Origin of the sequence: Flavobacterium sp. YO12 (genome assembly GCF_004119495.1) — a bacterium.
GTDB lineage: Bacteria > Bacteroidota > Bacteroidia > Flavobacteriales > Flavobacteriaceae > Flavobacterium.
On sequence record NZ_NRQU01000021.1, the window covers coordinates 20,218 to 44,802 of the forward strand.

Genomic DNA, 24,585 nt, shown 5'->3' on the forward strand with positions numbered 1-24,585 from the left:
AGGTCATGTTTTTTTTCGCCACGAATTCACGAATTATTTTGATAATCTTTGCGATTATTTTTTTCGAATTAATTCGAATTAATATCTTGTTCAGATAGTAAAAAAACAATTCGTGAATTCGTGGCGGTTTTTCTTTTCTTATAATTTAAAGAAATCAGTTAGTATTTTGATATACAAATCGACTCCTTCTTCAATTTCATTTACAAAAATAAATTCGTCTGCTGAATGCGAACGCAACGTTTCTCCTGGCCCTAATTTCAAAGACTGACAGCTTAAAACGGATTGATCTGAAAGCGTTGGCGAACCATACGTTGTTCTTCCTAATGCAATTCCCGCCTGAACCAAACCGTGTGCAACTGGAATAGATGAAGCGTTTAAGTGCATTGATCTTGGCGTTACTTCGGCATTTACGTTTGCTTTTACTACTTCTAAAATTTCAGCATTTGTATAGCGATCTGTTACACGAATATCCACAACCAAATCACATTCAGAAGGCACTACATTATGCTGTTTTCCAGCATTGATCTGCGTTACGGTCATTTTTACGGGACCTAAAACGTCTGAGATTTTGTCGAATTTATAGTTTTTAAACCATTCCATTACTGGAATTGATTTGTATAATGCATTATCGTCGTTTTGATGTGCAGCGTGGCTTGCGGTTCCTTTTACTTTTACGTCTAAAACTAAAAGTCCTTTTTCGGCAACTGCTAATTGCATTAAAGTTGGTTCTCCAACAATCGCGCAATCTAATTCTGGCAAGCTTTTCAACACACTGTTTAAACCGTTTTTTCCGCTGCTTTCTTCTTCGGCGGAAGCCACAATAACAATATTGTGAGAAAGGTTTTGATTTTCGTAGAAATGAACAAATGTTGCTAATAACGAAACCAGACAGCCACCTGCGTCATTACTTCCTAATCCGAATAGTTTTCCATCTTTTTCAATCGCTTTAAACGGATCGTTTGTATAAGCTTGATTTGGTCTTACGGTATCGTGATGTGAATTAAGTAAAAGTGTTGGTTTATCTTCGTCGAAATATTTGTTGAAAGCCCACACATTATTGTTTTCTCTTTTGAAAGGAATTTCATTCTGATTGAACCAATTTTCGATTAAAAGAGCCGTCTGATCTTCTTCACTTGAAAATGAAGGGGTTTCGATTAGGCTTTTTAATAAACTAATTGCTTCCTGGGTAAGCGTATCTATATTTTTCATTTTAATAAGGTTCAAAGGCTCAAAGGGACAAAGCAACAAAGTTTTTGAGCTTTCCTTTGACCATTTTTACTTGCGCAAATTTATTTAAAATACCTCGTGCGCTCTATTTTTTTGCCACTAATTACACGGATTTTCAAACATTATTTTTTTATTACAGATTTAAAATCAAAATAAACTTTTTACTATATGTCTAAAATTATTATCTCTCTTAATAGAAGAAATTAGTGTCAATTTATGGCAACATTTTTTATAATGTAATCGTTGTATGCGGAATATCTAGATTTTGAAGCATTTTATGATGCCCAATTTTGATTTTCTGCACACCTCTTGATAAACTAATGAAACAGTTATCCAATTTCGGAATCATTCCAGAATGGATTACTTTTTCTTCTTTTAGCTTATTATATAGTGTTTCGTTGATTTGGGTTATTACAGATAAATCGTCTTCTGAATCTTGTAAAACACCTTGTTTTTCAAAACAATATGTTAGTGTAACATCAAAAACTTCTGATAATGCGATTGATAATTCACTTGCAATGGTATCAGCATTTGTGTTTAGTAATTGTCCGTTTTTGTCGTGCGTAATTGCACAGAAAACAGGAACAACTCCAGCTTCTAATAAAGTTGCCAGTAATTTGGTATTGACTTGTTTTACATCGCCTACAAATCCATAATCGATTGTTGGGTGATTTCTTTTTGTTGACTGAATTAAATTTCCGTCAGCTCCTGAAAAACCAATTGCGTTATTCTCTTTTGCTTGCAATTGAGCAACAATATGTTTGTTGATTTGCCCGGCGTAAATCATAACCACAACATCAAGCATTGGAGCATCAGTGATTCGGCGTCCGTCAATCATTTGCGGAACCAAACCAATACTCTGCGCCATTTTCGTAGCCGATTTTCCACCACCATGAACTAAAACTTTATATCCTTCAATTTTAGAAAAATCGGTTAAAAATTGTTCTAATTCTGCTGGATTATCGATGATGTTTCCACCTATTTTGATTACTGATACGTTCATTATCTTTAAGGTTCAAAGAGGCAGAGGTGCAAAGGTTCAAAGGTTTTTCTCAAGGCTGTAAAACCTCTGAACCTTTGCCACTTTGAGCCTTTGCATCTAAATTTACAATTTCTTCAAAATCTTTTGTAAAACTAATTGTGCTGAATACGTTCTATTATTCGCTTGTTCAATTACGATTGAATTTTCTCCATCTAAAACTTCGTCACTTACAATTACATTTCTACGAACAGGAAGACAGTGCATGAATTTTCCGTTATTAGTTAAAGCCATCTTTTCAGCTGTTACTGTCCAATTTGGATCGCTGTTGGTTACTTTTCCGTAATCATTGAAATTACTCCAGTTTTTTACATAGACGAAATCAGCATTTTCGAAAGCTTTGTTTTGATCGTATTCAATTTTGCAATCTTGTGTAATTTCTGGGCTTAATTCATAACCTTCTGGATGCGTGATTACGAAATCCATATCTTTTTGCATCTGCATCATTTCTACGAATGAATTAGCAACAGCCTGCGGTAATGCTTTTGGATGCGGCGCCCATGAAAGAACCACTTTTGGTTTGTTTTTGTGTCTAGGTTTGAATTCTTCCATTGTAATTGCATCTGCCAGCGACTGTAATGGATGACGAATAGCACTTTCCATATTTACGATTGGCACTGTCGCATATTTCAAAAATCCTGAAATTACAGTTTCCTGATAATCTTTTTCTTTATCGACTAAACCTGCAAAAGCACGAATTGCGATAATATCGCAATATTGAGAAACTACTTCTGCCGCTTCTTTGATGTGCTCTGATGCACCAGAATTCATAACGGCTCCGTCTTCAAATTCTAACGTCCATCCTTCGTTGGTAAAGTTCATTACCATAACATTCATTCCTAAGTTCATTGCCGCCTTTTGAGTACTCAAACGCGTTCTTAAACTTGGATTGAAGAATAACATTCCAAGAGTTTTATTCTTTCCTAAACTCTGATTTTTAAGCGGATTCTTTTTGATTTTGATCGCTTGTTTTACCCATTTTGATAATGAGTTTATGTCTTTTATTGAAATATAGTTCATCTTCTTATTCTTTGTTTTTCTTATTGGTTTATAAAAATTAGACGCGGATTTTACTGATTCGCTATCGCGAAGACGCAGATTAACGCGGATTTTTTATATTCTTATTTTTCTACTGTTTTCAAATACCTTCCGTCTAAATTCTGGTTTTGTTCCAAAATTTAAAAGTAAACCTACTTCACAGTCCGTGCCTTTTAAATAATTCAAAATTTGATTTTCAAATTCGATTACAATACAATTAGCTGCTTTTAATTCTAAAATAATTAAATTTTCAACTACTAAATCTGCATAATATTCTCCAACTTCGATTCCTTTATAGTAAACTTTAATTTTCTTCTGAGCTTCAACATACAAACCTTTATTTTTTAATTCCAAATACAAGGAATTTTGATAAACTCTTTCTAAAAACCCATACCCTAATTCATTATAAACTTCATAAAAAGTTTTAATAATGACTTCAGTCAACTCTCGATGCAAAAATTCCATAAAAATAAATTTGAATGAAATATACTACATTAAAATTAAAATCAAATATAAAATCCGTTTCAATCCGCGTCTTCGCAATAGCGAATCCGTTTCATCCGTGTTCAATATCACACAATCTTGGTAAAAGGAATCTCATTATTTAGCGCCCGAAGAATAAAATTATCATTCAGCCCATTTACAATCCAGGTTTCTATATTGGCTGCTTTTGAAATTGCGGCTGCTTCTATTTTAGATTGCATTCCTCCTGTTCCATGTGATGATTTTGATTCACCGATTTCTTTTTCTAGCGTTTTCAAATCATTTACCAATTTGATCGTTTCTGGATTTTCATCGTGAATCGAATCTTTCGTGTAAATTCCGTTTGTATTAGTTGCAATTATCAGAATATCAACATTTAAAAGAACCGCTGTTAAAGCTGCTAATTTATCATTATCTCCAAACCGAATTTCATCTGTCGCAACGGTATCATTTTCATTGATAATCGGAATGTAATTATTTTTGACTAATACATTAATTGTATTTACAATATTCTTTTTGGTCTGCTCTTTTTCGAAATCAGAATAAGAAAGTAAACACTGTGAAGTATTTAATCCTAAATCCTTAAAGTTTTCATTGTAAATCCGCATTAAATGTGGCTGCCCAATTGAAGCCAACGCTTGTTTTACAAAAACATCTTTATCCTGATTGTCCAGTTTTACAAATTGCTTTGCCGCCGCAATTGCTCCTGAACTTACTATGATAAATTCATATTCATCGTTTAAAGCGGCAATCTGTATTCCAAGGTCTTCAATCTTCCCCCGCGAAATATGATTGGTTTCTTTGGTTAAAGTATTACTTCCTATTTTTAATAAAATCCGTTTTTTTGCCATGTCTTTTGTTTTTGCCACGAAGGCGCTAAGGCACTAAGTTATTTTTAACGCAAAGGGCGCAAGGTTTTTTTATATTGTTTGTGTTTACAAACGCTAAGTTCACAAAGCTTTATCTACAGTTAAATTCCAATAAATAAATTCCAAATTCCAATAATCTGAAATCAAAAATCGTTAATCATCAATCTAAAATCTGAACTCTAAAATCTGAACTCTAAAATCTACAATTATCTAATCTGTCCTTCTCCGTAAACGTACCACTTATTGGTTACTAGATGTTGAAGACCGATTGGGCCACGTTGATGCAGCTTATCTGTGCTTATTGCAAGTTCTCCACCTAAACCAAATTGTCCTCCGTCTGTAAAACGGGTTGAAGCATTTTGATAAACTGCCGCAGCATCTATCGATTCCATAAACTGCTGAGCAGCATCATTGTCTCTTGAAATAATTGCTGCCGAGTGTCCTCCACAGTATTTATTAATCATATCAATAGCATTTTCCTGAGAATCAATTGTTCCAATTACAATTTTATAATCTAAAAATTCTTCGTACCAAATATCTTCGTTTTGAAGTGTTTTCGTGTTTTCGAAATTTGCTAAAGATTTGTCTACTATAACTTCCACTTTTGCTTCGATTAAAGCTTCGATTAAGATTGCTGTGAAACCTTCAAAATTTGGAAGTTTAGAATCTATTAAAACTTTATCTAAAGCATTGCAAGCTGAAATTTTCGCTGTTTTAGCATTTAAAATTACTTTTAAAGCTAAATCCGTATCTGCTTTTTCATGAACATAAACGAAATTGTTTCCGCGTCCGCTTACTATTACGGGACAAGTTGCGTGTGCTTTTACAAACTCAATTAATTTCTCGCCTCCTCTTGGAACTATTAAATCGACTTTTTGAGTTGGTTTTTCTAAAAAAGCCTGAGTTTCTGTTCTATTGTAATTCAGATATTCCACCCAGTCTTTTGAAACTCCATTTTCTTCTAAAGCTTTATGCCAAAGACTCACAATCTTTAAATTTGATTTTAAAGACTCTTTTCCTCCTTTTAATAAAATCTTATTTCCAGATTTAAAAGCAATTCCGCCCGCTTCAATTGTAACGTCTGGACGTGATTCGTAAATAATTAAAATCGTTCCGAAAGCAGCGGTTTTATTTATAACTTTAATTCCATTATCATGTGTAAAATGAAAACGCTCAACGCCAACAGGATCTTCCTGAGAAGCTAATTGGTTTAATGATAAAATCATTTCGTCGACTTTTTTATCATCTACTTTTAAGCGTTCTTCCATCGCTAAATCGGTGCCGTCGTAATCAGCAAGATCTTCTTGATTGGTCAAGATTATCTCATTCCGCTCCTGCTCGACCAGCTTTGCCATAGTCCGCAGAACGAGATTGCGTTTTTCAATTGATAATGGATTCATTTTTTTGGTTTAATTGGTTAATCGTTAATTCGTTTAATCGATTAACCAGTTAAACGATTAAACGAATTAATAGTATATGGTAAACTTAATTTTTAAGCTCTTCTAAACTTTCTTTCAAAGCTTTTACAAACGTATCTATATCTGCTTTTTTTACAGTTAAAGGAGGTAAAATTCTTAATAGATTTTTGTTATTTGCACTTCCTGTAAAAATGTGTTTTTCGATGATTAATTTCTTTCTTAAAGCTGCTACATCAAAATCAAATTCTACTCCAAGCATTAAACCTTTTCCTTTTACTTGTTTGATGCCGCTAACTTCTTTGATTTTTTCTAAGAAATATTCATAAACTTCGTTTACATTTTTCTGTAAATCCAGTTTTTCAATTACATCTAAAACTGCAATTCCTGCTGCACAAGATAAATGGCTTCCGCCGAAAGTTGTTCCTAATAATCCGAAACTTGCTTCGAATTTTGGAGAAATTAAGATCGCTCCAACAGGGAATCCGTTCCCCATTCCTTTCGCAACTGAAATAATATCAGCGTTGATTCCGTGATGTTGGAACGCGAAGAATTTTCCGCTTCTTCCGTATCCTGATTGCACTTCGTCTAAAATCAAAACGACATCGTATTTTTTACATGCTTTTTCTAAAGCTTGAAAAAATTCTGTTGTTCCTTGATCTAAACCTCCAACTCCTTGAATTCCTTCAATAATTACAGCTGTAACATCTCCTTTAGCTAATTCAGCTTCAACTAATTCGATTTGATTTAGCGGTAAAAAAGTTACTACTTGCTGTGCATTTATTGGCGCAACAATTTTTTTATTATCTGTAACAGCAACTGCAGCAGAAGTTCTTCCGTGAAAAGAATTATCAAAAGCTACAACTCTAGATTTTCCGTTGTGAAAAGAAGCTAATTTTAAAGCATTTTCGTTTGCTTCAGCTCCAGAACTGCATAAAAACAATTCGTAATCTTCAAGACCAGAAAGTTTTCCTAATTTCTGAGCCAATTCAACCTGTAAAGGATTCTGAATGGCATTCGAATAAAATCCTAAGTTATCTATCTGATTCTTCAATTTTGCTACATAATCCGGCTGTGTGTGTCCGATAGAAATCACACCATGTCCGCTGTATAAATCTAAATATTCTACTCCTTTGTCGTCAATAATTGTACAATCTACTGCTTTTACTGGAGTTATGTCGTATAATGGGTAAACGTTGAATAAGTTCATTTTTTTGTTTTGTTTAATTGTTTAATCGTTGATTTGTTTAATCGATTAACCGAATTAACGATTAAACGGTTAACCAACAATCTAAAATCCGCTTGGTTTCAAATGTAAACCTGTGGTTTCTTCTAAACCGAACATTAAATTCATGTTTTGAATCGCTTGTCCTGAAGCACCTTTGGTTAAATTATCGATAATTGATGTTATGAGAACCCGGTTTCCTTTTTTCAATAAACTAATGATACATTTATTCGTTTGCACCACTTGTTTCATGTTGATATTTGTTGTGGTAATAGTTACGAAAGGCTCATTTTTGTAAAATTCCTCGTATTTCGCAACCAATTGTTCCAAACTATCATCACACAATGTATAAAGCGTTGCAAAAATTCCTCTTGGGAAATCTCCTCTGTTCGGAATAAAAAGCAATTCGCTGTCAAAATCATCTTGCAACTGCACCAAACTTTCTCCGATTTCTCCTAAATGCTGGTGTTCAAAAGCTTTATAATGCGACATATTATTATTTCTCCAACTGAAATGAGAAGTTTCTGAAAGACTTACGCCTGCTCCTGTACTTCCGGTTGTTGCATTAATATGAACATCATTATTCAACAAATTATGTTCTGCTAAAGGCAATAATGCCAACTGAATAGCTGTTGCAAAACAACCAGGATTTGCGATATAATTTGCTTTTTTGATTTCGGCTTTATTGATTTCAGGTAATCCGTAAACAAAATCTTTTCCTTCGAAATGAGCATCTTTATTCAATCTGAAATCATTTCCTAAATCAATGATTTTGGTATGACTTGCAAACTGATTTTCTTTCAAAAATGAAATTGATTTTCCGTGACCTAAGCATAAAAAAACAACATTCACATTTGGATTGATTTCAGCTGTGAAATTCATTTCGATATCACCCATCAAATCATGGTGCGCTACAGAAAGCGGTTTCCCAGCGTTTGTTGTACTGTAAACAAAATCGATGTTTACTTTGGGATGATACATTAAAATTCTGATGAGTTCTCCGGCCGTGTAACCCGAACCACCAATAATTCCGACATTAATCATGATCTAATTGATTTACAGATGAAAATATATTTTGTGCATTTCCAAGGATTTTGATAAATCCTTTTGCATCGTCAGATGTCCATGCATTGTTCATTTCTCCGTATTGACCAAAACCTGTGTTCATCAAATCGTTTTTAGATTCGATTCCGTCAAGAGAGAAATGATATGGTTTTAATGAAACTGTTACCGTTCCGTTTACTGTTTTTTGTGTATCTTGTAAGAAAGTTTCGATGTTTCTCATAACTGGATCTAAGAACTGACCTTCGTGAAATAACATTCCGTACCAATTTCCTAGTTGTTCTTTCCAGTATTGTTGCCATTTTCCAAGAGTGTGTTTCTCTAATAAATGGTGCGCTTTAATGATAATTAACGGAGCAGCAGCTTCAAAACCAACTCTTCCTTTAATTCCGATAATAGTATCTCCAACGTGAATATCTCTACCAATTGCGTAAGCACTTGCCAGTTTTTCAAGAGCTACAATATTGTTTGATGGTTTATCTGTTTTTCCGTTTAAACCAACTAATTCTCCTTGTTCAAAATGAAGCGTTACTTTTTCTTCTCCTTCTTTTTGTAATTGCGAAGGATAAGCTTCACTTGGTAACGGTTGGCTTGAAGTTAAAGTTTCTTTTCCTCCAACGCTTGTTCCCCAAAGTCCTTTATTGATCGAATATTGTGCTTTTTCCCAAGAATAGTGAACTCCGTTTTGAGCCAAATAATCAACTTCTTCTTGTCTTGACAATTTTAAATCTCTAATTGGAGTAATAATTTCGATTTCCGGAGCAATAGTTTGGAAAATCAAATCAAAACGAATTTGATCATTTCCTGCACCAGTACTTCCGTGAGCGATTGCAGTTGCTCCTACTTTTTTAGCGTATTTTATAGCTTCAATAGCCTGAAAAACACGCTCTGCACTTACTGATAATGGATACGTATTGTTTTTTAACACATTTCCAAAAATCAAGTATTTGATAGCTTTATCATAATATTTATCCAAAATAGTTAAGTTGGCGTGTTGAGCACTTCCTAACTCGTAAGCTCTTTTTTCAATAGCTGTTAATTCTTCAGCAGAAAATCCTCCTGTATCTACAAGAACAGTGTGAACTTCGTATCCTTTTTCATTTTTTAAATATTTCAAACAATACGAGGTATCTAATCCTCCGCTATAAGCTAATACTACTTTTTTCATTTTTTATAATTTAGGCTAATACTTTCGTATGTAGCAGTTTGAGATTTCTTTTTGATTAAATTTTGAATAAAAAAATAAATGACAATATTTTGTTTAAAAACAAAGCCTGTTTGATTTTTTTAAGTCTGCTTAAAACAGCCTCGTTGAAAGGATGTTTCGGTGGTGTTTTTTGTTTTTCTTTCGGGTCGTATAACATTCCTGTACAAAGACACATTTTGTTCTGTTTACTTTGCAGAATTTCAAAATTGGTACAAGTTTTACAGCCTGCCCAAAAACTTGGATCAGTTGTCAATTCAGAGAAAGGAACTGGTTTATATCCTAAGTCTGAATTAATTTTCATAACCGCCAAACCAGTTGTAATTCCGAATATTTTAGCGTCCGGATATCTTTTTAAAGAATAGTCAAAAACTTTCGATTTGATTTTTTTGCCAAACCTAAACTTCTATAGTCAGGATGTACAATTAATCCTGAATGTGCCACGAATTTTCCGTGTTCCCAGCTTTCGATGTAACAAAAACCTGCAAATTTCCCGTCTGCCAGAGCAATCATTGCATCACCATTCGACATTTTTTTCTGAATGTACTCAGGAGTTCTTTTAGCAATCCCCGTACCTCTTAACAAGGCAGATGATTCTATCGTATCGCAAATTTCTTGTGCGAATTTGAAGTGTTCTTCCTGAGTAACAACAATAGAGATCTTCATTTCAATAATTGAAGTTAGAGTTAAAAATTAATGCATACTGTTTGGTTTGAAATTCAGAATTGAATCCAATAAAATTAAGCAAAATAGAAGTAACATTCTCAAAATCAAAATATTGGTTAAGAAAATTTACAAAATAATAAATACTTTTAGGATATGTTTGTCCAATGGACAAATTATGTAATTTCAAAATGAAAAGGGAGTATGAATAAATATACGGCTAAAAACTCAGTGAATACTATATAGATAGTATCCGTACTTCGGGAGAAGTACTAGGTGAGTTTGTCCGTGACAAAGAAGTTATATGTAAACTTATTTTATTCATCGACGCAAAAGTACATAAAATTTTAATTCACAAAACAAAATTTTAAAAATATAACATTTTTTTATCTCAATGTTAAACCATACGAAAGCAAAAACCCGATAGTTTTAATTAACTATCGGGTTTTAAGCGTTTTAGTTCCTTTGTTTTTTAGTTCTTAGTAAACGGTATTATTTGTCCGTTAACTAAAAGTGTCATGTCAACCGCTGTTCTAGCTTCGTTAAATTTAAATTTTACTCCCGCACCAGTAGACTGAAATGCATCTTTTTCATTTTCAACAGCCGTTAAAGGAAATTTAGGATAGTTGGTAATTTCAACATTTAGTGTGCTGTTTTTTTCGCTAAAAATAAGTTTTAATGGCGCTCTGCTTGTTGAAAAATTCCCTAAATAACTATCCAAAATCACATCTTTCTCAATTACACCTTTTCCTGCTGTCCAAACATTATTTGCATCGTTATTATCTGGAAAAAGATGTTCTGGATCAAGTGTAATACTTTCAATTTCTTCTGTAGAATTATGTTTAAACGTCCAAACATTATTACGCTGCCAAACTTCTACTGGTAATTGTACTCTTGAAACTTTACCACTTTTTGTTTTTACATCCAATATAATAGGCATTGGCATTTTATCAAAGTTTTCAACCGTAATGACAACTCCTTTAGAAGGATCGTTTTTGATATATTTAATAGAATTAATTCCTTGATCAAATCTCCAATTGTTTACAAACCAGCTTCTCCAAAACCAGCTTAAATCTTCACCAGCAACATTTTCCATTGATCTAAAAAAGTCATCTGGCTGCGGATGTTTGTACGCCCAACGTTGTATATAGGTACGGAAAGCATTATCAAAACGTTCTTTTCCTAATACTTGCTCTCTTAAGATAATTAAAGCCGAACTTGGCTTAAAATAACACAACATACCAATATTTGCTTCTTTCATATTATCAGGAGAACTCATTACAGTTTCTAAATCTGTACGTGTAAATGATTCTGCCCTTTTATGAAAATCTGTTGGTTCTTCTTTGTACTCACCATTATTAAATGCTGCTGTACTTAATGAATTTATAAAAGTATTAAATCCTTCATCCATCCAACCGAATAATCTTTCGTTTGATCCAACAATCATAGGAAACCAAATATGTCCGAATTCATGATCCGTAACTCCCCATAAGTCTTGTCCTTTCGATTCCCATCCACAAAAAACAATACCCGGATATTCCATTCCGCCTTCATTTCCTGCAACGTTTGTTGCTGCTGGATAAGGATATTCAAACCATTGTTTTGAATAATGTTCAATCGATGCTTTTACATATTCTGTCGAACGTCCGTAAGCGTCTTTACCAGCACTTTCTACAGGATAAGCTGATAATGCTAAAGCTTTTTTACCACTTGGTAAATTAATTTTCGCGCCATCTAAAATAAAAGCAGGAGAAGATGCCCAAGAAAAATCACGAGCATTTTTAATTTGAAAATGCCATGTTTTTTCACCTACAGCATTTTTACTAGCAGTTGCAGCAACTTCTTCGGCAGATCGAATGGTAACCGTTTTATCACTCAAAGATGCTTCTTTATAACGTTTAAACTGATCTGCTGATAAAACTTCGGCTCCATTCAATAATTCTCCTGAACCTACAACATAATGATTCGCTGGTACAGTAAGTTTTACATCAAAATTTCCGTATTCTAAATAAAACTCAGAAGCTCCTAGATAAGGCGCAGTATTCCAACCTTTTACATCATCATAAACACACATACGAGGATACCATTGTGCGATGGTAAAAATTTTACCGTTTTTAGTTTCTAAAACTCCCATTCTATCTGATCCTTCAAAAGGAGAAATGAATGAAAATTCAATCTTAATTTTTACTGTTCCGCCTTTTGATGCTAATGCTTCTGGAAGAAATACTTGCATTCTGGTATCAGTAACTACATATTTTGCATCAACAGTCGTTGGTTTCTTTCCTCCGGTAATTACTTTTACTGACTTAATTTTATTTCCTCCCTCAAAAACCTGACCTTGAGCACCATTACGACTTCCGGTTAAAGGCACAACAGCATTTCCTCTAGAATCTTCTTTAAATAAGTTTTGATCTAAATTTAACCAAAGAAATGATAATTTATCAGGGCTGTTGTTGGTATACGTAATTTCATCTGTACCAATAATTTCGTTTGTAGTACCGTTTAACTTAGCAGTAATTTGATAGTCAGCTCTATTTTGCCAGTATTCAACTCCGGGCTGACCGCTTGCTGAACGGGTTGGTGTGCCATTTTTAGTATAAAAATTAGGCCCAAATGCATCATGATAATTGTAATTATTAACAGGATTTGCTGCTGTTGTTGCTGGTGTTTGTTGTGCCCAAACAGAAGAAATCCCAACAAATAAAGCCATGGTTAGTAAGGCTTTTGAAGATTGTATTTTCATATTTTTTTGCTGTTTATGCAACAAATTAATGAAAAAAAAAGCTATTTACAGAGAAATATGCACGTCTAAATTTAATTTTAGCAAAATTTTATCAGAAAAAATATTTTACGGTTTTTTCTTAAAAAAACGAATTTTATAAAATACATTTACATCAAGACTAAGTTTAATTTTATTCAACATTATCCCCTTGAACACAATCATCTCAAACTCAATACTTAAAGCTTCTATTAATCATGCTGGAGCAGAATTATTTTCTTTAAAAAATAATCAAGAAAAAGAATTTATATGGGAAGGAAATCCTAATTTTTGGGGCAAACACTCTCCTATTCTTTTCCCAATCGTAGGAACATTAAAAAACAATACTTATACTATTGATCAAAAAGAGTATCAATTGTCTAGACATGGTTTTGCAAGGGACATGGAATTCGAATTGATTGAAAAAACAGAGAACAGTGCTGTGTTTTCTTTAGAATCAAACGCTGAAACTTTAAAAAAGTATCCTTTTGAATTTGAACTACAGCTAATTTATTCGCTTGAAAAAACATCCTTAAATATTGAATATATTGTAATTAATAAAAGCGATAGAAAAATGCCTTTCTCGATTGGTGCGCATCCAGCAATTGCTTTACCTGAAAATTTTGAAAACTATTCTTTTAAATTCGAAAAAGAAGAAGTCTTGAAGTTTAATCTTTTAGAAAATGATTTAATTTCTAACAAAACAGAGGTTTTAAAAACTTCTGAAAATTTAGTTCGATTAAATTATAAGCTTTTTGAAAATGACGCTTTGGTTTTCAAAACGTTAGAGTCAAATTCATTGACTATTTTAGAAAATGAGAAACCATATATCGAGGTTGATTTTGAAGATTTTCCTAGTTTAGGGATCTGGACAAAGGATCAAGCGCCGTTTGTTTGTATAGAACCTTGGTTTGGTTATTCAGACACAGCCAATAATTCTGGAGATTTATATCAAAAAGAAGGCATCGTACTTTTAGATGCAGATCAAATATTTCACTCAAAATTCAGTATAAAAATTTTATAAAAAATGTTAGAATTTAATTTTCACCCTTTTCCCATAATTAAAACTGACCGTTTAGTTTTAAGGAGACTTACAAATGATGATGTTAATGAGGTTTTCGAAATACGTTCGAATCCTGAAACCATGAAGTATATCCCGAGACCTCTTGCAAAAAGTAACGAAGATGCACTAGAGCTCATTGCACAGATTGAAGATAAAATTACAACCAACACAGGAATTAACTGGGCAATTACTTTAAATGATAACCCAAAACTACTTGGTATTATAGGCTTTTACCGTACTCAATTTGAAAATTATCGTTCAGAAATTGGCTATATACTACATCCTGATTTTCACGGAAAAGGAATTGTTTCCGAAGCTGTAAACAGACTAGTTCAATTTGGGTTTGAAGATCTTAAACTCCATTCTATCGAAGCAGTAATCGATCCTGAAAACTCAGCTTCTGAACGAGTATTACAAAAATGCGGTTTTGTTAAAGAAGCACATTTAAAAGAAGCCGATTTTTATGAGGGTGTTTTTTTAGACAGAGTAATATATTCAATATTAAACAAATAGCTTTTAAGTATTTTATCGTAAAAATTAATTCTTGTTAAAAGCACCATATTCCGCAATAGTCAATGATCTATTACGTTATATTTGTGCCGAAAATAAATTAAGCCCTTTTGATCTTAAAAAATACCATGAAAAAAATACTTTATTTAGCCGTTCTTCTTTTATCAATTCAATCACAAAGTCAAACTTTTATAAAGTTCAATGCTGCAACAGCGCTATTAGCTGTTCCAAACATTGGTGTAGAAACTAGCCTTGGCGAAAAGACCACTTTCAGCTTTGATGTTATGGCTTCTTTTTGGGAATCATTTAATGGTCACAGCCCAATGAAATTTTACACTTTTACACCAGAGGTTCGCTACCATTTTAAAGAAAAATACAATGGTTTTTATGTGGGCGGACATGCAGGCGCTGATATGTACGACCTTCAAAAATGGAATTATTGGGATACTAATAAATATGAGCACGGATTTGGTTACCGTTTTGGGGTTACAGTAGGATATAATCTAAAATTAAGCGATAAGTTTTTACTTGATATTTTTGCAGGAGGCGGATGGCACCAAGGTTTTTATCATGGATATTATAATGATGGAACTCCAGGGAGATATGAAAAATCACAAAACTGGAATAAAAGCGGTGAATGGCTTCCTTATCGAGGAGGTGTAATGATTTCTTATAAATTATAATTAATTTGAAAGTTTAGGAAGTGTTTTAATATACAGATCCTCTACTTTTTTTCGAGCCCAATCTGTTTTTCTTAAAAAAGTAAGGCTTGATTTTATACTCGGATTAGAACTGAAACATTTTATTGGAATCAATTCTGCTAAAGTATCAAATCCGTAAAAATCTACTAGAATTTCTAGAATATTTTGAAGTGTAATACCGTGCAGCGGATCTTTAGATTTATTTTGCATTTCTATATATTTTAAAACAACAATAAAAAGACCGTACTTAAAAAAGCACGGTCTTTCTTTTTTTACAAAATTAATGAATTGATTTAAAACAATTCAATATAATTAAAATACAAATTTAAATCCAACAGAAAGCGGAGTTGTTAAGTTTGGTGCGCTTCCAGCTAATGCAGAATTGTAATAAGAATCAACATTTGCAACGTGAGCTAATCCAAAATTTGTTACAGTTGTTTTCTCTCCATTCTCTGGTTTTAGAGTTGTAGATGTAAAGTTTGCTAAATCATAAGAAAATTCGACTGAGAAGTTTTTAGTTACAAAATAATCGAAACCTCCTGATACAGATAATCCAACTTGATTTACTTTTAGGTTACTTTCTTTTTCTTTTCCTGTAATAACCGGTAAAGCTAATTGCCCAAAGAAATATAAAGATCCTGCTACATTCCAGTATTTTCTTGCCAATGGCTGAATTACAAATAAATTAGTGTTTGCAGCTGTTTTAGCATCTGTTTCTGATTTAATATTGATATAACCCAATCCTGCTCCAACAGCGATAGATGGTGTAATAAATGTTCCTACAATAGGCAGTACAGTAAGATTTGTGCCTTTTGTATCTCCACTTTTTGTCTGCTGATAACCAAATTGTGAGGTTGCAAACCAAGCTCCTTTTAACCCTTGACTAGCATCTTGTGCTTTTACTGATAATCCAAATAATACAATGGTTGCGATAGTTAAAATTTTCTTCATTTTTAATGGTGTTTTTAAATTATGAAGCAAACTTATGAGTAAGTTTTTTCCTTAAAACTGATTTAAATCATTGTTTAAAAGAAATCTTTATTTATTTTAGATTGCAGTAAAGTTTTTCAATTTTGTTTACATTTGCACCTATGTTAAAATCAGTCAATATACTTAATAAAAGAGCTAGGTTTGATTATGAAATAATCGATACTTATGTGGCGGGAATTGTCTTGACAGGAACCGAAATTAAATCTATCCGATTAGGAAAAGCGAATATTACAGAAAGCTTTTGCGAGTTTAATAACCTTGAACTTTTTGCCATCAATACTTACATTGAAGAATATTCTTTTGGAAATCAGTTTAACCACAAATCACGAAGCGAACGAAAACTTCTTTTGAACAAAAAAGAACTAAAAACGCTGCATAAAAGTGTTCAAGCAAAGGGTCTTACTATTGTACCTTTAAAATTATTTACCAATGAAAAAGGTCTTGCTAAGCTGCAAATAGGTCTTTGTAAAGGAAAAAAGAATTACGACAAACGTGAATCGTTAAAGGAACAAGACACAAAACGCGACTTAGACCGTATCAAAAAAGCGTACAACTAAACGTTATTTTTATTTTTAATCTGCTTTATTATTAATTTTTTATAGTTATTTTTACTACAAACAATATAACTATACCATATGAAAAAGCACTTAATTATGTTAATCGTTATTCTGTCACTTTCAAGCTGCGGCAGTAATACCTCTATTGTTAACAGCTGGAGAGATCCAAAAATAACGGTAGCTCAAGAACAATTTAAAAAAGTTTTAGTGGTTGCGCTGGTAAAAGATGAGGCTTCTAGAAGAGTTGCAGAAAACAGAATTGCAGCCAGTAATCCCATTTTTAAAACTTCTTATCAGTATTTAAATGAGACCACTAAACAGCTTTCGCAGGAACAAAAATTAAAAATTTTACAAGACGAAAATTTTGATGGTGTTGTAACAATGCGATTGGTTAGTACTGAAAAAGAAACCAATTACGTTCCTGGAACTTATACAGGAATGTACTACGGTGGTTTTGACGGCTTATACAGTGGAATGTATGGTTATGGTTTTGGAAATTGGTACGGAATGTATTCGCCAAATTTCTACGATCCGGGATATTATCAAGAAACAACATCTTACATGGTTGAAACCAATATTTTTTCGTTAAAAGAAAACAAATTAATCTGGACGGGAACCACAAAGTCTGATTACGTAACAGATTTAGGACAAACAGTCGATGCAATTATGCAGACAGTTGTCAAAGAAATGAGAAAAGACGGTTCTCTTCCTCCAAAATAAAAGAAACTTTAAAAAGCAACAATCAAATGTTGCTTTTTTTACGACTAAAAAAATGACTATTTTTGTCAAGACTTAAAATTTCATTTACATGAAATCACTTTTAAAAAATGCACGAGAACAAAAAGAATTAAAAACTCGTGAAGTAGCTCAGCTTCTTGGTATTGATCAAGCCTTAATTAGTAAATTCGAATCTGGAACGCGGAAACCCACAAAAGAACAAATTTCAAAACTGGCTAATCTTTTAGAGATAGATTACGAGACCTTGATGATTGCATGGTTAAAAGAAAAAATTCTTTATGAAATTGGAAACGAAGAGTTTGCTTTGAAAGCTTTACTTTTAGCAGAACAGGAAATTCAAAACAATAACAAAAAACTAAATCCTGAAACTTTCCCATCTATAAAATCTTTATTAAACGAAATTGAAGCATTAAAAAACAAGATATTATCTTTTCAGCATTTCGATCTGCATCGAATTTCTAAAATTTTGGAGCTTGAATTCATTTCAGAGATTAATAAAATGAACGGAAATTCTTTAACCTTTCAGGAAACTAAAGCTGTAATAAATGAAGGTTTGATGATTCCCGGCAAAAACATGCAGGAACATCTAGAAGCGGTAAATCTTAATGACGCTATTGGTTATATAAAAGATATAAACCAGAAGAAACTTCCAATATCAGAGAAAGATCTTCTTGCCGTTCATAATCTTATTTTTAGAGGAATTAAAATCGAAAATTCAGGAAAGTATAAAGAAGATCCAATAATTATTAAGGAAATGAATTTGTTTTTAATTGGTATGAAACCAATAAAAACAATATGCATCCTTTATTATTAGCCACTGAAGCGCATCTTAAAATAATGTCAATATGTCCTTTTGAAAATGGAAATATTCAAATTGCAAATCTTTTAATGAACTGGATTTTATTAAAAAGCAGTTTTGTTTTTGCCGTAATAAAAGGAAATGAAGAAGAAATAAACAATTATTTAGCAACATTAGAATCGGCTCAAAATAAAAATGATAAGTCAGTCTTTATCAATTATATTCTTCAAAAGGAAAAAGAAAATCTAATACATGCGATAACATTAGTCAATTAAAAAAGCCCGATCAAATCGGGCTTTTTTACTAATTTTTATCTTCTAACAAAGGAACAAATCTAAACTCTCCAAACTCATGTTTTTCAAATTGAGTTTCGTTCTTTCTAATTAACAAGGTCATAATCTGAACATCTTCACCTAACGGAATAACAAGCCTTCCTCCTATTTTTAACTGCGCCATTAATGGCTGCGGAATAAACGGTGCACCTGCTGTAACAATAATACTATCAAAAGGAGCGTAACCTGGAAGTCCTTTATAACCATCACCAAAAGACAGGTGTTTTGGGCGAATATTTAATTTTGGAAATAAGTTGGATGTTTTCTTAAATAATTCGTTTTGTCTTTCTACACTAAAAACTTTTGCTCCCAGCATACACAAAACAGCCGTTTGATAACCAGAACCAGTTCCGATTTCTAGAATTTTATGTTCTTTTTTCACTTCCAATAACTGCGATTGAAAAGCAACGGTGTAAGGCTGCGAAATAGTTTGTCCCGCGCCTATAGGAAATGCCTTATCTTGATAAGCATAATCTTCAAAACTTGAATTCAAAAAAAGGTGTCTTGGAATTTTTTTTATCGCCTCTAAGACCGCTCTATCAGTAATTCCTTTTTGTTCTAAAGTGCTTACTAATTGATTACGAAGTCCTTGATGTTTGGCAGTATCTTTCAAAATGGGTAGGTTTTATTTTGGCAAAAATAAGAAACTAAATAGGAAATCAAAATAATGATTTTTAAATATTAAATCGTTAAATCTTTATTGCATTAACTTTCACTTTAAACAAATAAATTATATTTTTGTTTAAAATACATTCTCATGTTAAAAGTAGGAGTTTTAGGTGCTGGTCATCTTGGTAAAATACATTTACGCTTATTACAACAATCTGACCAATACGAATTAGTTGGATTTTACGACGAAAATCAAGAAAATGCCGAAAGAATTTCAAAAGAATTTGGCTATACAAACTTCAGCACAATTGCAAAACTTATTCACGCTGTCGATGTTATCGATATTGTAACCCCAACACTTTCGCACTATAAATGTGCAAAAGTGGCGATAAAATCTGGTAAACATATCTTTATTGAAAAACCAATTGCCAATACTGTAGAAGAAGCTGAAGAAATTATTGCTTTAGCCAAAGAATACAATGTAAAAGGGCAAGTTGGTCATGTAGAGCGTTTTAATCCCGCTTTTATTGCCACAAAAGAAATGATCGAAAATCCAATGTTTATCGAAACACATCGTTTGGCCGAGTTTAATCCTCGCGGTACAGATGTTCCTGTAGTTTTGGATTTAATGATTCATGACATTGATGCTATTCTTAGTGTTGTTAATTCAAAAGTAAAAGATATTCATGCAAGCGGTGTTTCTGTAATTAGTGACACTCCAGATATTGCAAATGCCAGAATTGAATTTGAAAATGGCTGTGTTGCAAACTTAACAGCAAGTAGAATTTCGATGAAAAACATGCGTAAAACTCGTTTTTTTCAGAAAGATGCTTATATCTCAGTTGACTTTTTAGAAAAAAAATGCGAAGTAGTCCGCATGAAAGATGCGCCAGAAACCCCAGGAGATTTTGATATGATCTTGCAAAATGCCGAAGGTGTAAAAAAACAAATCTATTTTACAAATCCAGATGTTGAACACAACAACGCAATTCTAGATGAATTAGAATCATTTGCAAACGCTATCAAAACAGATACAACTCCAGTGGTAACGCTTGAACAAGCAACTGATGCTTTGCGTGTCGCGTACCAAATAATTGATTGTTTCGATAAATAAAATAGTAAATAAATTTTAAAACTTAAATTAGCCACGTAATTTGCTTCAAATAGTGAATTCGTGGCTAAAATCATAAATATAATATCAAAATTTAAATGAAAACGATAGCTGTAATTGGTGCTGGAACTATGGGTAACGGAATCGCTCATACTTTTGCACAAAGTGGTTTTGTGGTTAAACTAATTGATGTTTCAGAAAAATCATTAGATAAAGGAATGGCAACTATTGCAGCCAATCTAGATCGTATGCTTGCAAAAGGTTCTATAACTCAAGAAGACGTTGCAAAAACCATTACTAATATTATTACTTATACTGATATTAAGGATGGAGTTGTTGGTGCTGATTTAGTTGTTGAAGCTGCTACAGAAAATGTAGAATTAAAACTTAACATTTTCAAACAGTTAAACGAAGCTTGTTCTCACAATACCATTTTAGCAACGAACACTTCTTCTATTTCAATTACGCAAATTGGTTCTGTTGTAGCACATCCTGAACGTGTTATTGGAATGCATTTTATGAATCCTGTGCCGATTATGAAATTAGTAGAAATCATTCGTGGATACAACACAAGCGATGAAGTCACTAAAATTATCATGGATTTATCTGTAAAACTTGGAAAAACTCCTGTTGAAGTAAATGATTATCCAGGTTTTGTGGCTAATAGAATTTTAATGCCAATGCTAAACGAAGCAATCGAAACGTTATACAATAAAGTTGCGGGAGTTTATGAAATTGATACAGTAATGAAATTAGGAATGGGACACCCAATGGGGCCGCTTCAATTAGCTGATTTTATTGGTCCTGTGTGCCTTGCTATCTTGAACGTAATGTATGAAGGCTTCAAAAATCCAAAATATGCACCTTGTCCATTATTAGTGAATATGGTTAGAGCAGGGAAATTAGGAGTAAAATCTGGTGAAGGTTTTTACGATTATAGCGAAAGCAAAAAAGCAGAGAAAATCTCTAAGCAGTTTTTATAAAAAAGAATTATCATGTCGATTCAGTCGAATTTAAATACAATCAAAGAAAGCTTACCTGAACAAGTAACTCTAGTTGCCGTTTCAAAAACAAAACCTGTTTCAGATTTGATACAGGCTTACGAAGCTGGACAGCGTATTTTTGGAGAAAACAAAATTCAGGAAATGACTGATAAATGGGAAGAGATGCCAAAAGATATTCAATGGCATATGATTGGTCACGTTCAGTCAAACAAGGTTAAATTTATGGCACCTTATGTAACTTTGATACATGGTGTTGATAGTTTAAAATTGTTACAAGAAATCAACAAACAAGCTTTAAAAAACAATAGAATTATTGACTGCCTTCTTCAAATATACATAGCTGAAGAAGAATCTAAATTTGGTTTAGACGAAGAGGAGTTGAATGAACTTTTAGCATCTTCAGCATTTAAGGAATTAGAAAATATTCGAATTTTAGGATTGATGGGAATGGCTACTTTTACAGAAGATCAAAACCAAATTAGAAAAGAATTTACTCATTTGAAATCAATTTTTGATTCTATAAAACAACGTAAAGACGCACTGCAGTGCGCCTCTACCTTAGATCATTTTTCGACAATTTCAATGGGAATGTCGGGCGATTACCAACTTGCGATCGAATGCGGCAGCACGATGGTACGTATAGGAAGCAGTATTTTTGGAGGAAGATAAAAAAGATTAAAAAAACAATAATTCTTAACTAAGAAAAAACAAACGAATTAAATACAAATAAATGAAATCGATCATTTTACGAGAAATAAAATCTTTTTTCGGCTCACCTATCGGCTATTTGGTTATTGCCATTTTCCTGATAAGCAACGGACTTTTTTTATGGGTTTTCGAGGGAGATTACAATATCTTAAATACTGGTTATACTGATTTGACTCCATTTTTCACGTTAACTCCATGGATCTTGATTTTTCTGATTCCAGCCATTACAATGAGAAGTTTCTCTGATGAAAAAAAACAAGGAACACTGGAACTACTCTTAACCAAACCGCTATCGATTTGGCAGATTGTAAACGGAAAATTCTTTGGTTCTTTAATTCTTATTATTCTGGCAATCATCCCTACTTTTATTTACGTAAAAGTGATTTCAGGTTTAGGCTCTCCAGAAGGAAATATTGATATGGGAAGTACAGTTGGTTCTTATTTTGGATTACTGTTTTTAATTGCTTCTTATTCTGCAATTGGAATCTTTACTTCTACCCTTTCAGAAAATCAAATCGTTGCGTTTATTATTGCCGTTTTTTTTATGTTTTTTCTTCTATTTTGGATTTCAAGGTTTAGTAGGATTACTGCCAGGTTCTTCGAGCATCATTGCAGCATTTGGTATGCAGGATCATTTTAAAAGTATAAGCCGAGGTGTTATTGATACTCGTGATGTTATTTATTTTTTAAGCATCACAATACTATTTTTATCCTTTACCGTTTACCAATTAAAATCTTTTAAAGCGTAATGAAGCCATATACTCAAAAAAACCTCAAAGCGTTAGGCATTACAATTTTTGTTTTAATTGTTTTAAATGTTCTCGGAAGCTTATTTTTTCACCGTTTCGATTTAACTAAAGACAAAAGATACACTTTATCTGAAACCTCTTTACAAATTGTAAAACAGGTCAAAAATCCATTATCTATTAAGATTTATATGCAGGGAGATCTTCCTGCGGATTTTCGTCGTTTACAACAAGAAACTAAACAGTTACTAGAAGAATTTCAAGCTTACAACAACAATATTGTTTTTGAATTTGTTAATCCTATGGAAAACGGAGAAGAAAGCATGGATGTTGTAAAATCGCTTTACCAAAAAGGGCTTACACCAATAAACATTACTGTTGACGATAAAGGAAAACAATCTCAAGCTATGGTTTTTCCTTGGGCAATTGCAGTTTACAATAATAAAGAAGTCAACATTCCTTTATTAAAAAATATAATGGGAGCTTCAACTACTCAAAAAGTAATTGGTTCTATCCAGCATTTAGAATATTCAATTGCGGATGCAATTAATAAAATCACTAAAGACAGACAGAAAAAAGTTGCCATTATTAAAGGAAATGGTGAGTTATCTGAAATTCATATTGGCAAATTACTAAGACAAATTAAAGAAAGCTATTACATTGGCCCCTTTACTTTAGACTGTGTTGCCAAAGATCCAAACGGAACATTAGCAGCTCTTAAAAAATACGATTTAGCGATAATCTCAAAACCAACCGAAAGATTTTCAGATGAAGAAAAACAGGTTTTAGATCAGTTTATCATCAACGGCGGTAAAACGATATGGCTTATCGATCAGGTCGCTGCAGATATGGATAGTTTATACAATCAATCCGGTGCTATTTTAGCTTATCCGAGAGATCTGAATTTAAATGATATGTTCTTTAAATACGGATTTAGAATTAATCCTGATTTAGTAAAAGATGAGCAAGGAAGTCCAATAAAACTGGCAACAGGAGAACAAGGAAGTGCAACGCAGTACCAAGATTTTATCTGGAAATTTGCTCCGCTTGTTCATCCAAACTCCGAGCATCCAATTGTAAAACATTTGGGAGGTATTAAATTTGACTTTGCAAGTCCAATTGATACGTTGAAGAACGGAATTAAAAAGACCATTTTATTGCAATCTTCTCAATATTCAAGACAAATTGGTTCTCCAGCTGAAGTTAATTTGAACGTTGTTGCTGAAAAAACATCTCCGCAAGATTATATCAATAAAGGATACTTAAACTTGTCTGTTTTATTAGAAGGAAATTTCCATTCTGCTTTTGAAAATCGTGTTTTACCATTCAAAAATGATTCATTTCAGCCAAAAGGAAAACCAACAAAAATGATTGTTATTTCTGATGGCGATTTGGCAAGAAATCAATTAGACAAAAACATGATGCCGGTTGAACTGGGTTATGATCAAAGAACTGGAAATCTTTACGACAATAAAGATTTTATGATGAATTGTATTAATTACCTGCTGGACGATACTGGACTTATTAACATTAGAAGCAAAGATGTTGAACTGCCATTATTAGACAAGGAAAAAGTTTATGAAAATTATACCACAACACAATTCATAACTATCGGACTTCCAATTCTAATTTTACTGGTTTTTGGGCTTATATTTACATTTATAAGAAAAAGAAAATACAGTAAATAGATGTTGATAAAAAAATTGGAAAACTAAGAATGTTTACGATATATTT

General features: G+C 32.7%; 24 protein-coding genes and 2 pseudogenes. 12 read left to right on the top strand and 14 right to left on the bottom strand.

Features of this window, described 5'->3' with window-relative positions; translation table 11 throughout:
* Positions 1 to 138: 138 nt before the first annotated feature.
* The 11 genes and pseudogenes from BOW55_RS08960 to BOW55_RS09010 form a co-directional block, all read right to left on the bottom strand.
* Positions 139 to 1,209 carry a M20 family metallo-hydrolase gene (locus tag BOW55_RS08960; protein WP_129023839.1) on the bottom strand — a complete coding sequence of 357 codons (1,071 nt, stop codon included), beginning with the start codon at positions 1,207 to 1,209 and terminating at the stop codon, positions 139 to 141.
* 247 nt (positions 1,210 to 1,456) lie between these two features.
* A complete protein-coding gene (gene argB / locus BOW55_RS08965; RefSeq protein WP_129023840.1) occupies positions 1,457 to 2,230 on the bottom strand; it encodes an acetylglutamate kinase in 774 nt (257 codons plus the stop codon).
* Between the two features lie 102 nt (positions 2,231 to 2,332).
* Positions 2,333 to 3,286 carry an N-acetylornithine carbamoyltransferase gene (locus BOW55_RS08970; protein WP_129023841.1) on the bottom strand — a complete coding sequence of 318 codons (954 nt, stop codon included), beginning with the start codon at positions 3,284 to 3,286 and terminating at the stop codon, positions 2,333 to 2,335.
* A 93-nt stretch (positions 3,287 to 3,379) separates the two neighbouring features.
* Positions 3,380 to 3,769 (bottom strand): GxxExxY protein, encoded by a 390-nt coding sequence (locus tag BOW55_RS08975; RefSeq protein ID WP_129023842.1) that lies wholly within the window; start codon positions 3,767 to 3,769, stop codon positions 3,380 to 3,382.
* 107 nt (positions 3,770 to 3,876) lie between these two features.
* On the bottom strand, positions 3,877 to 4,638 hold the full coding sequence (gene proB / locus BOW55_RS08980) for a glutamate 5-kinase (protein WP_129023843.1): 762 nt from the start codon (positions 4,636 to 4,638) through the stop codon (positions 3,877 to 3,879).
* A gap of 224 nt (positions 4,639 to 4,862) precedes the next feature.
* Complete coding sequence (locus BOW55_RS08985) at positions 4,863 to 6,056, bottom strand: glutamate-5-semialdehyde dehydrogenase (RefSeq protein ID WP_129023844.1); 1,194 nt, start codon at positions 6,054 to 6,056, stop codon at positions 4,863 to 4,865.
* Between the two features lie 85 nt (positions 6,057 to 6,141).
* Complete coding sequence (locus BOW55_RS08990) at positions 6,142 to 7,281, bottom strand: aspartate aminotransferase family protein (RefSeq protein ID WP_129023845.1); 1,140 nt, start codon at positions 7,279 to 7,281, stop codon at positions 6,142 to 6,144.
* Positions 7,282 to 7,362: 81 nt separating this feature from the next.
* Positions 7,363 to 8,340, bottom strand: a complete 978-nt coding sequence (gene argC, locus BOW55_RS08995) for an N-acetyl-gamma-glutamyl-phosphate reductase (RefSeq protein WP_129023846.1) — start codon at positions 8,338 to 8,340, stop codon at positions 7,363 to 7,365.
* A complete protein-coding gene (locus BOW55_RS09000; RefSeq protein WP_129023847.1) occupies positions 8,333 to 9,526 on the bottom strand; it encodes an argininosuccinate synthase in 1,194 nt (397 codons plus the stop codon). Before BOW55_RS09000 ends, argC begins: the two co-directional genes overlap by 8 nt.
* A gap of 55 nt (positions 9,527 to 9,581) precedes the next feature.
* A pseudogene (locus BOW55_RS09005) lies at positions 9,582 to 10,228 on the bottom strand (GNAT family N-acetyltransferase).
* A gap of 469 nt (positions 10,229 to 10,697) precedes the next feature.
* Positions 10,698 to 12,968 (bottom strand): M1 family metallopeptidase, encoded by a 2,271-nt coding sequence (locus BOW55_RS09010; protein WP_129023848.1) that lies wholly within the window; start codon positions 12,966 to 12,968, stop codon positions 10,698 to 10,700.
* Between the two features lie 187 nt (positions 12,969 to 13,155).
* On the opposite strand from BOW55_RS09010, the gene BOW55_RS09015 reads away from it, so the two are divergent.
* The 3 genes from BOW55_RS09015 to BOW55_RS09025 all read left to right on the top strand — a co-directional run bounded on the left by BOW55_RS09015 (position 13,156) and on the right by BOW55_RS09025 (position 15,239).
* Positions 13,156 to 14,007, top strand: coding sequence for an aldose 1-epimerase family protein (locus tag BOW55_RS09015; protein ID WP_129023849.1), 852 nt, complete (start codon positions 13,156 to 13,158; stop codon positions 14,005 to 14,007).
* A gap of 3 nt (positions 14,008 to 14,010) precedes the next feature.
* The gene (locus BOW55_RS09020; RefSeq protein WP_129023850.1) at positions 14,011 to 14,559 is read left to right on the top strand and encodes a GNAT family N-acetyltransferase; all 549 of its coding nucleotides are present in this window, start codon (positions 14,011 to 14,013) and stop codon (positions 14,557 to 14,559) included.
* A gap of 125 nt (positions 14,560 to 14,684) precedes the next feature.
* Positions 14,685 to 15,239 (top strand): DUF3575 domain-containing protein, encoded by a 555-nt coding sequence (locus BOW55_RS09025; protein ID WP_129023851.1) that lies wholly within the window; start codon positions 14,685 to 14,687, stop codon positions 15,237 to 15,239.
* On the opposite strand, the gene BOW55_RS09030 is transcribed toward BOW55_RS09025, so the two are convergent.
* Both BOW55_RS09030 and BOW55_RS09035 read right to left on the bottom strand, forming a co-directional pair.
* Complete coding sequence (locus tag BOW55_RS09030; protein ID WP_089055823.1) at positions 15,240 to 15,467, bottom strand: VF530 family DNA-binding protein; 228 nt, start codon at positions 15,465 to 15,467, stop codon at positions 15,240 to 15,242.
* Positions 15,468 to 15,569: 102 nt separating this feature from the next.
* Positions 15,570 to 16,208: an outer membrane beta-barrel protein gene (locus BOW55_RS09035; protein WP_129023852.1), complete on the bottom strand. Its 639-nt coding sequence runs from the start codon at positions 16,206 to 16,208 to the stop codon at positions 15,570 to 15,572.
* A 140-nt stretch (positions 16,209 to 16,348) separates the two neighbouring features.
* Between BOW55_RS09035 and smpB the strand changes: the two genes are divergently transcribed.
* The 4 genes from smpB (at position 16,349) to BOW55_RS21665 (ending at position 18,616) form a co-directional block, all read left to right on the top strand.
* The gene (smpB, locus tag BOW55_RS09040) at positions 16,349 to 16,804 is read left to right on the top strand and encodes an SsrA-binding protein SmpB (RefSeq protein ID WP_089055825.1); all 456 of its coding nucleotides are present in this window, start codon (positions 16,349 to 16,351) and stop codon (positions 16,802 to 16,804) included.
* A gap of 78 nt (positions 16,805 to 16,882) precedes the next feature.
* Positions 16,883 to 17,524, top strand: a complete 642-nt coding sequence (locus BOW55_RS09045; RefSeq protein WP_129023853.1) for a hypothetical protein — start codon at positions 16,883 to 16,885, stop codon at positions 17,522 to 17,524.
* 88 nt (positions 17,525 to 17,612) lie between these two features.
* Complete coding sequence (locus BOW55_RS09050) at positions 17,613 to 18,356, top strand: helix-turn-helix domain-containing protein (RefSeq protein ID WP_371414513.1); 744 nt, start codon at positions 17,613 to 17,615, stop codon at positions 18,354 to 18,356.
* Entirely contained in the window at positions 18,338 to 18,616 is a 279-nt protein-coding gene (locus BOW55_RS21665) for a hypothetical protein (RefSeq protein ID WP_371414514.1), read from the top strand. Before BOW55_RS09050 ends, BOW55_RS21665 begins: the two co-directional genes overlap by 19 nt.
* Positions 18,617 to 18,644: 28 nt before the next feature.
* Here BOW55_RS21665 and BOW55_RS09055 read toward each other — a convergent pair whose 3' ends face one another.
* Positions 18,645 to 19,286 carry a protein-L-isoaspartate(D-aspartate) O-methyltransferase gene (locus BOW55_RS09055; protein WP_089055828.1) on the bottom strand — a complete coding sequence of 214 codons (642 nt, stop codon included), beginning with the start codon at positions 19,284 to 19,286 and terminating at the stop codon, positions 18,645 to 18,647.
* A 144-nt stretch (positions 19,287 to 19,430) separates the two neighbouring features.
* Here BOW55_RS09055 and BOW55_RS09060 point away from each other — a divergent pair, with 144 nt between their 5' ends.
* From BOW55_RS09060 to gldG, 5 genes and pseudogenes are all read left to right on the top strand, one after another.
* Positions 19,431 to 20,396 carry a Gfo/Idh/MocA family protein gene (locus BOW55_RS09060; protein WP_089055829.1) on the top strand — a complete coding sequence of 322 codons (966 nt, stop codon included), beginning with the start codon at positions 19,431 to 19,433 and terminating at the stop codon, positions 20,394 to 20,396.
* A gap of 95 nt (positions 20,397 to 20,491) precedes the next feature.
* Entirely contained in the window at positions 20,492 to 21,376 is an 885-nt protein-coding gene (locus tag BOW55_RS09065) for a 3-hydroxyacyl-CoA dehydrogenase family protein (protein WP_129023854.1), read from the top strand.
* Between the two features lie 12 nt (positions 21,377 to 21,388).
* Positions 21,389 to 22,066, top strand: coding sequence for a YggS family pyridoxal phosphate-dependent enzyme (locus BOW55_RS09070; RefSeq protein ID WP_129023855.1), 678 nt, complete (start codon positions 21,389 to 21,391; stop codon positions 22,064 to 22,066).
* Positions 22,067 to 22,127: 61 nt separating this feature from the next.
* Positions 22,128 to 22,854: pseudogene (gldF, locus tag BOW55_RS09075) on the top strand (gliding motility-associated ABC transporter permease subunit GldF).
* The gene (gene gldG / locus BOW55_RS09080; protein ID WP_129023856.1) at positions 22,854 to 24,539 is read left to right on the top strand and encodes a gliding motility-associated ABC transporter substrate-binding protein GldG; all 1,686 of its coding nucleotides are present in this window, start codon (positions 22,854 to 22,856) and stop codon (positions 24,537 to 24,539) included. The pseudogene gldF and the gene gldG overlap by 1 nt, the downstream one beginning before the upstream one ends.
* The last annotated feature ends 46 nt before the right edge of the window (positions 24,540 to 24,585 follow it).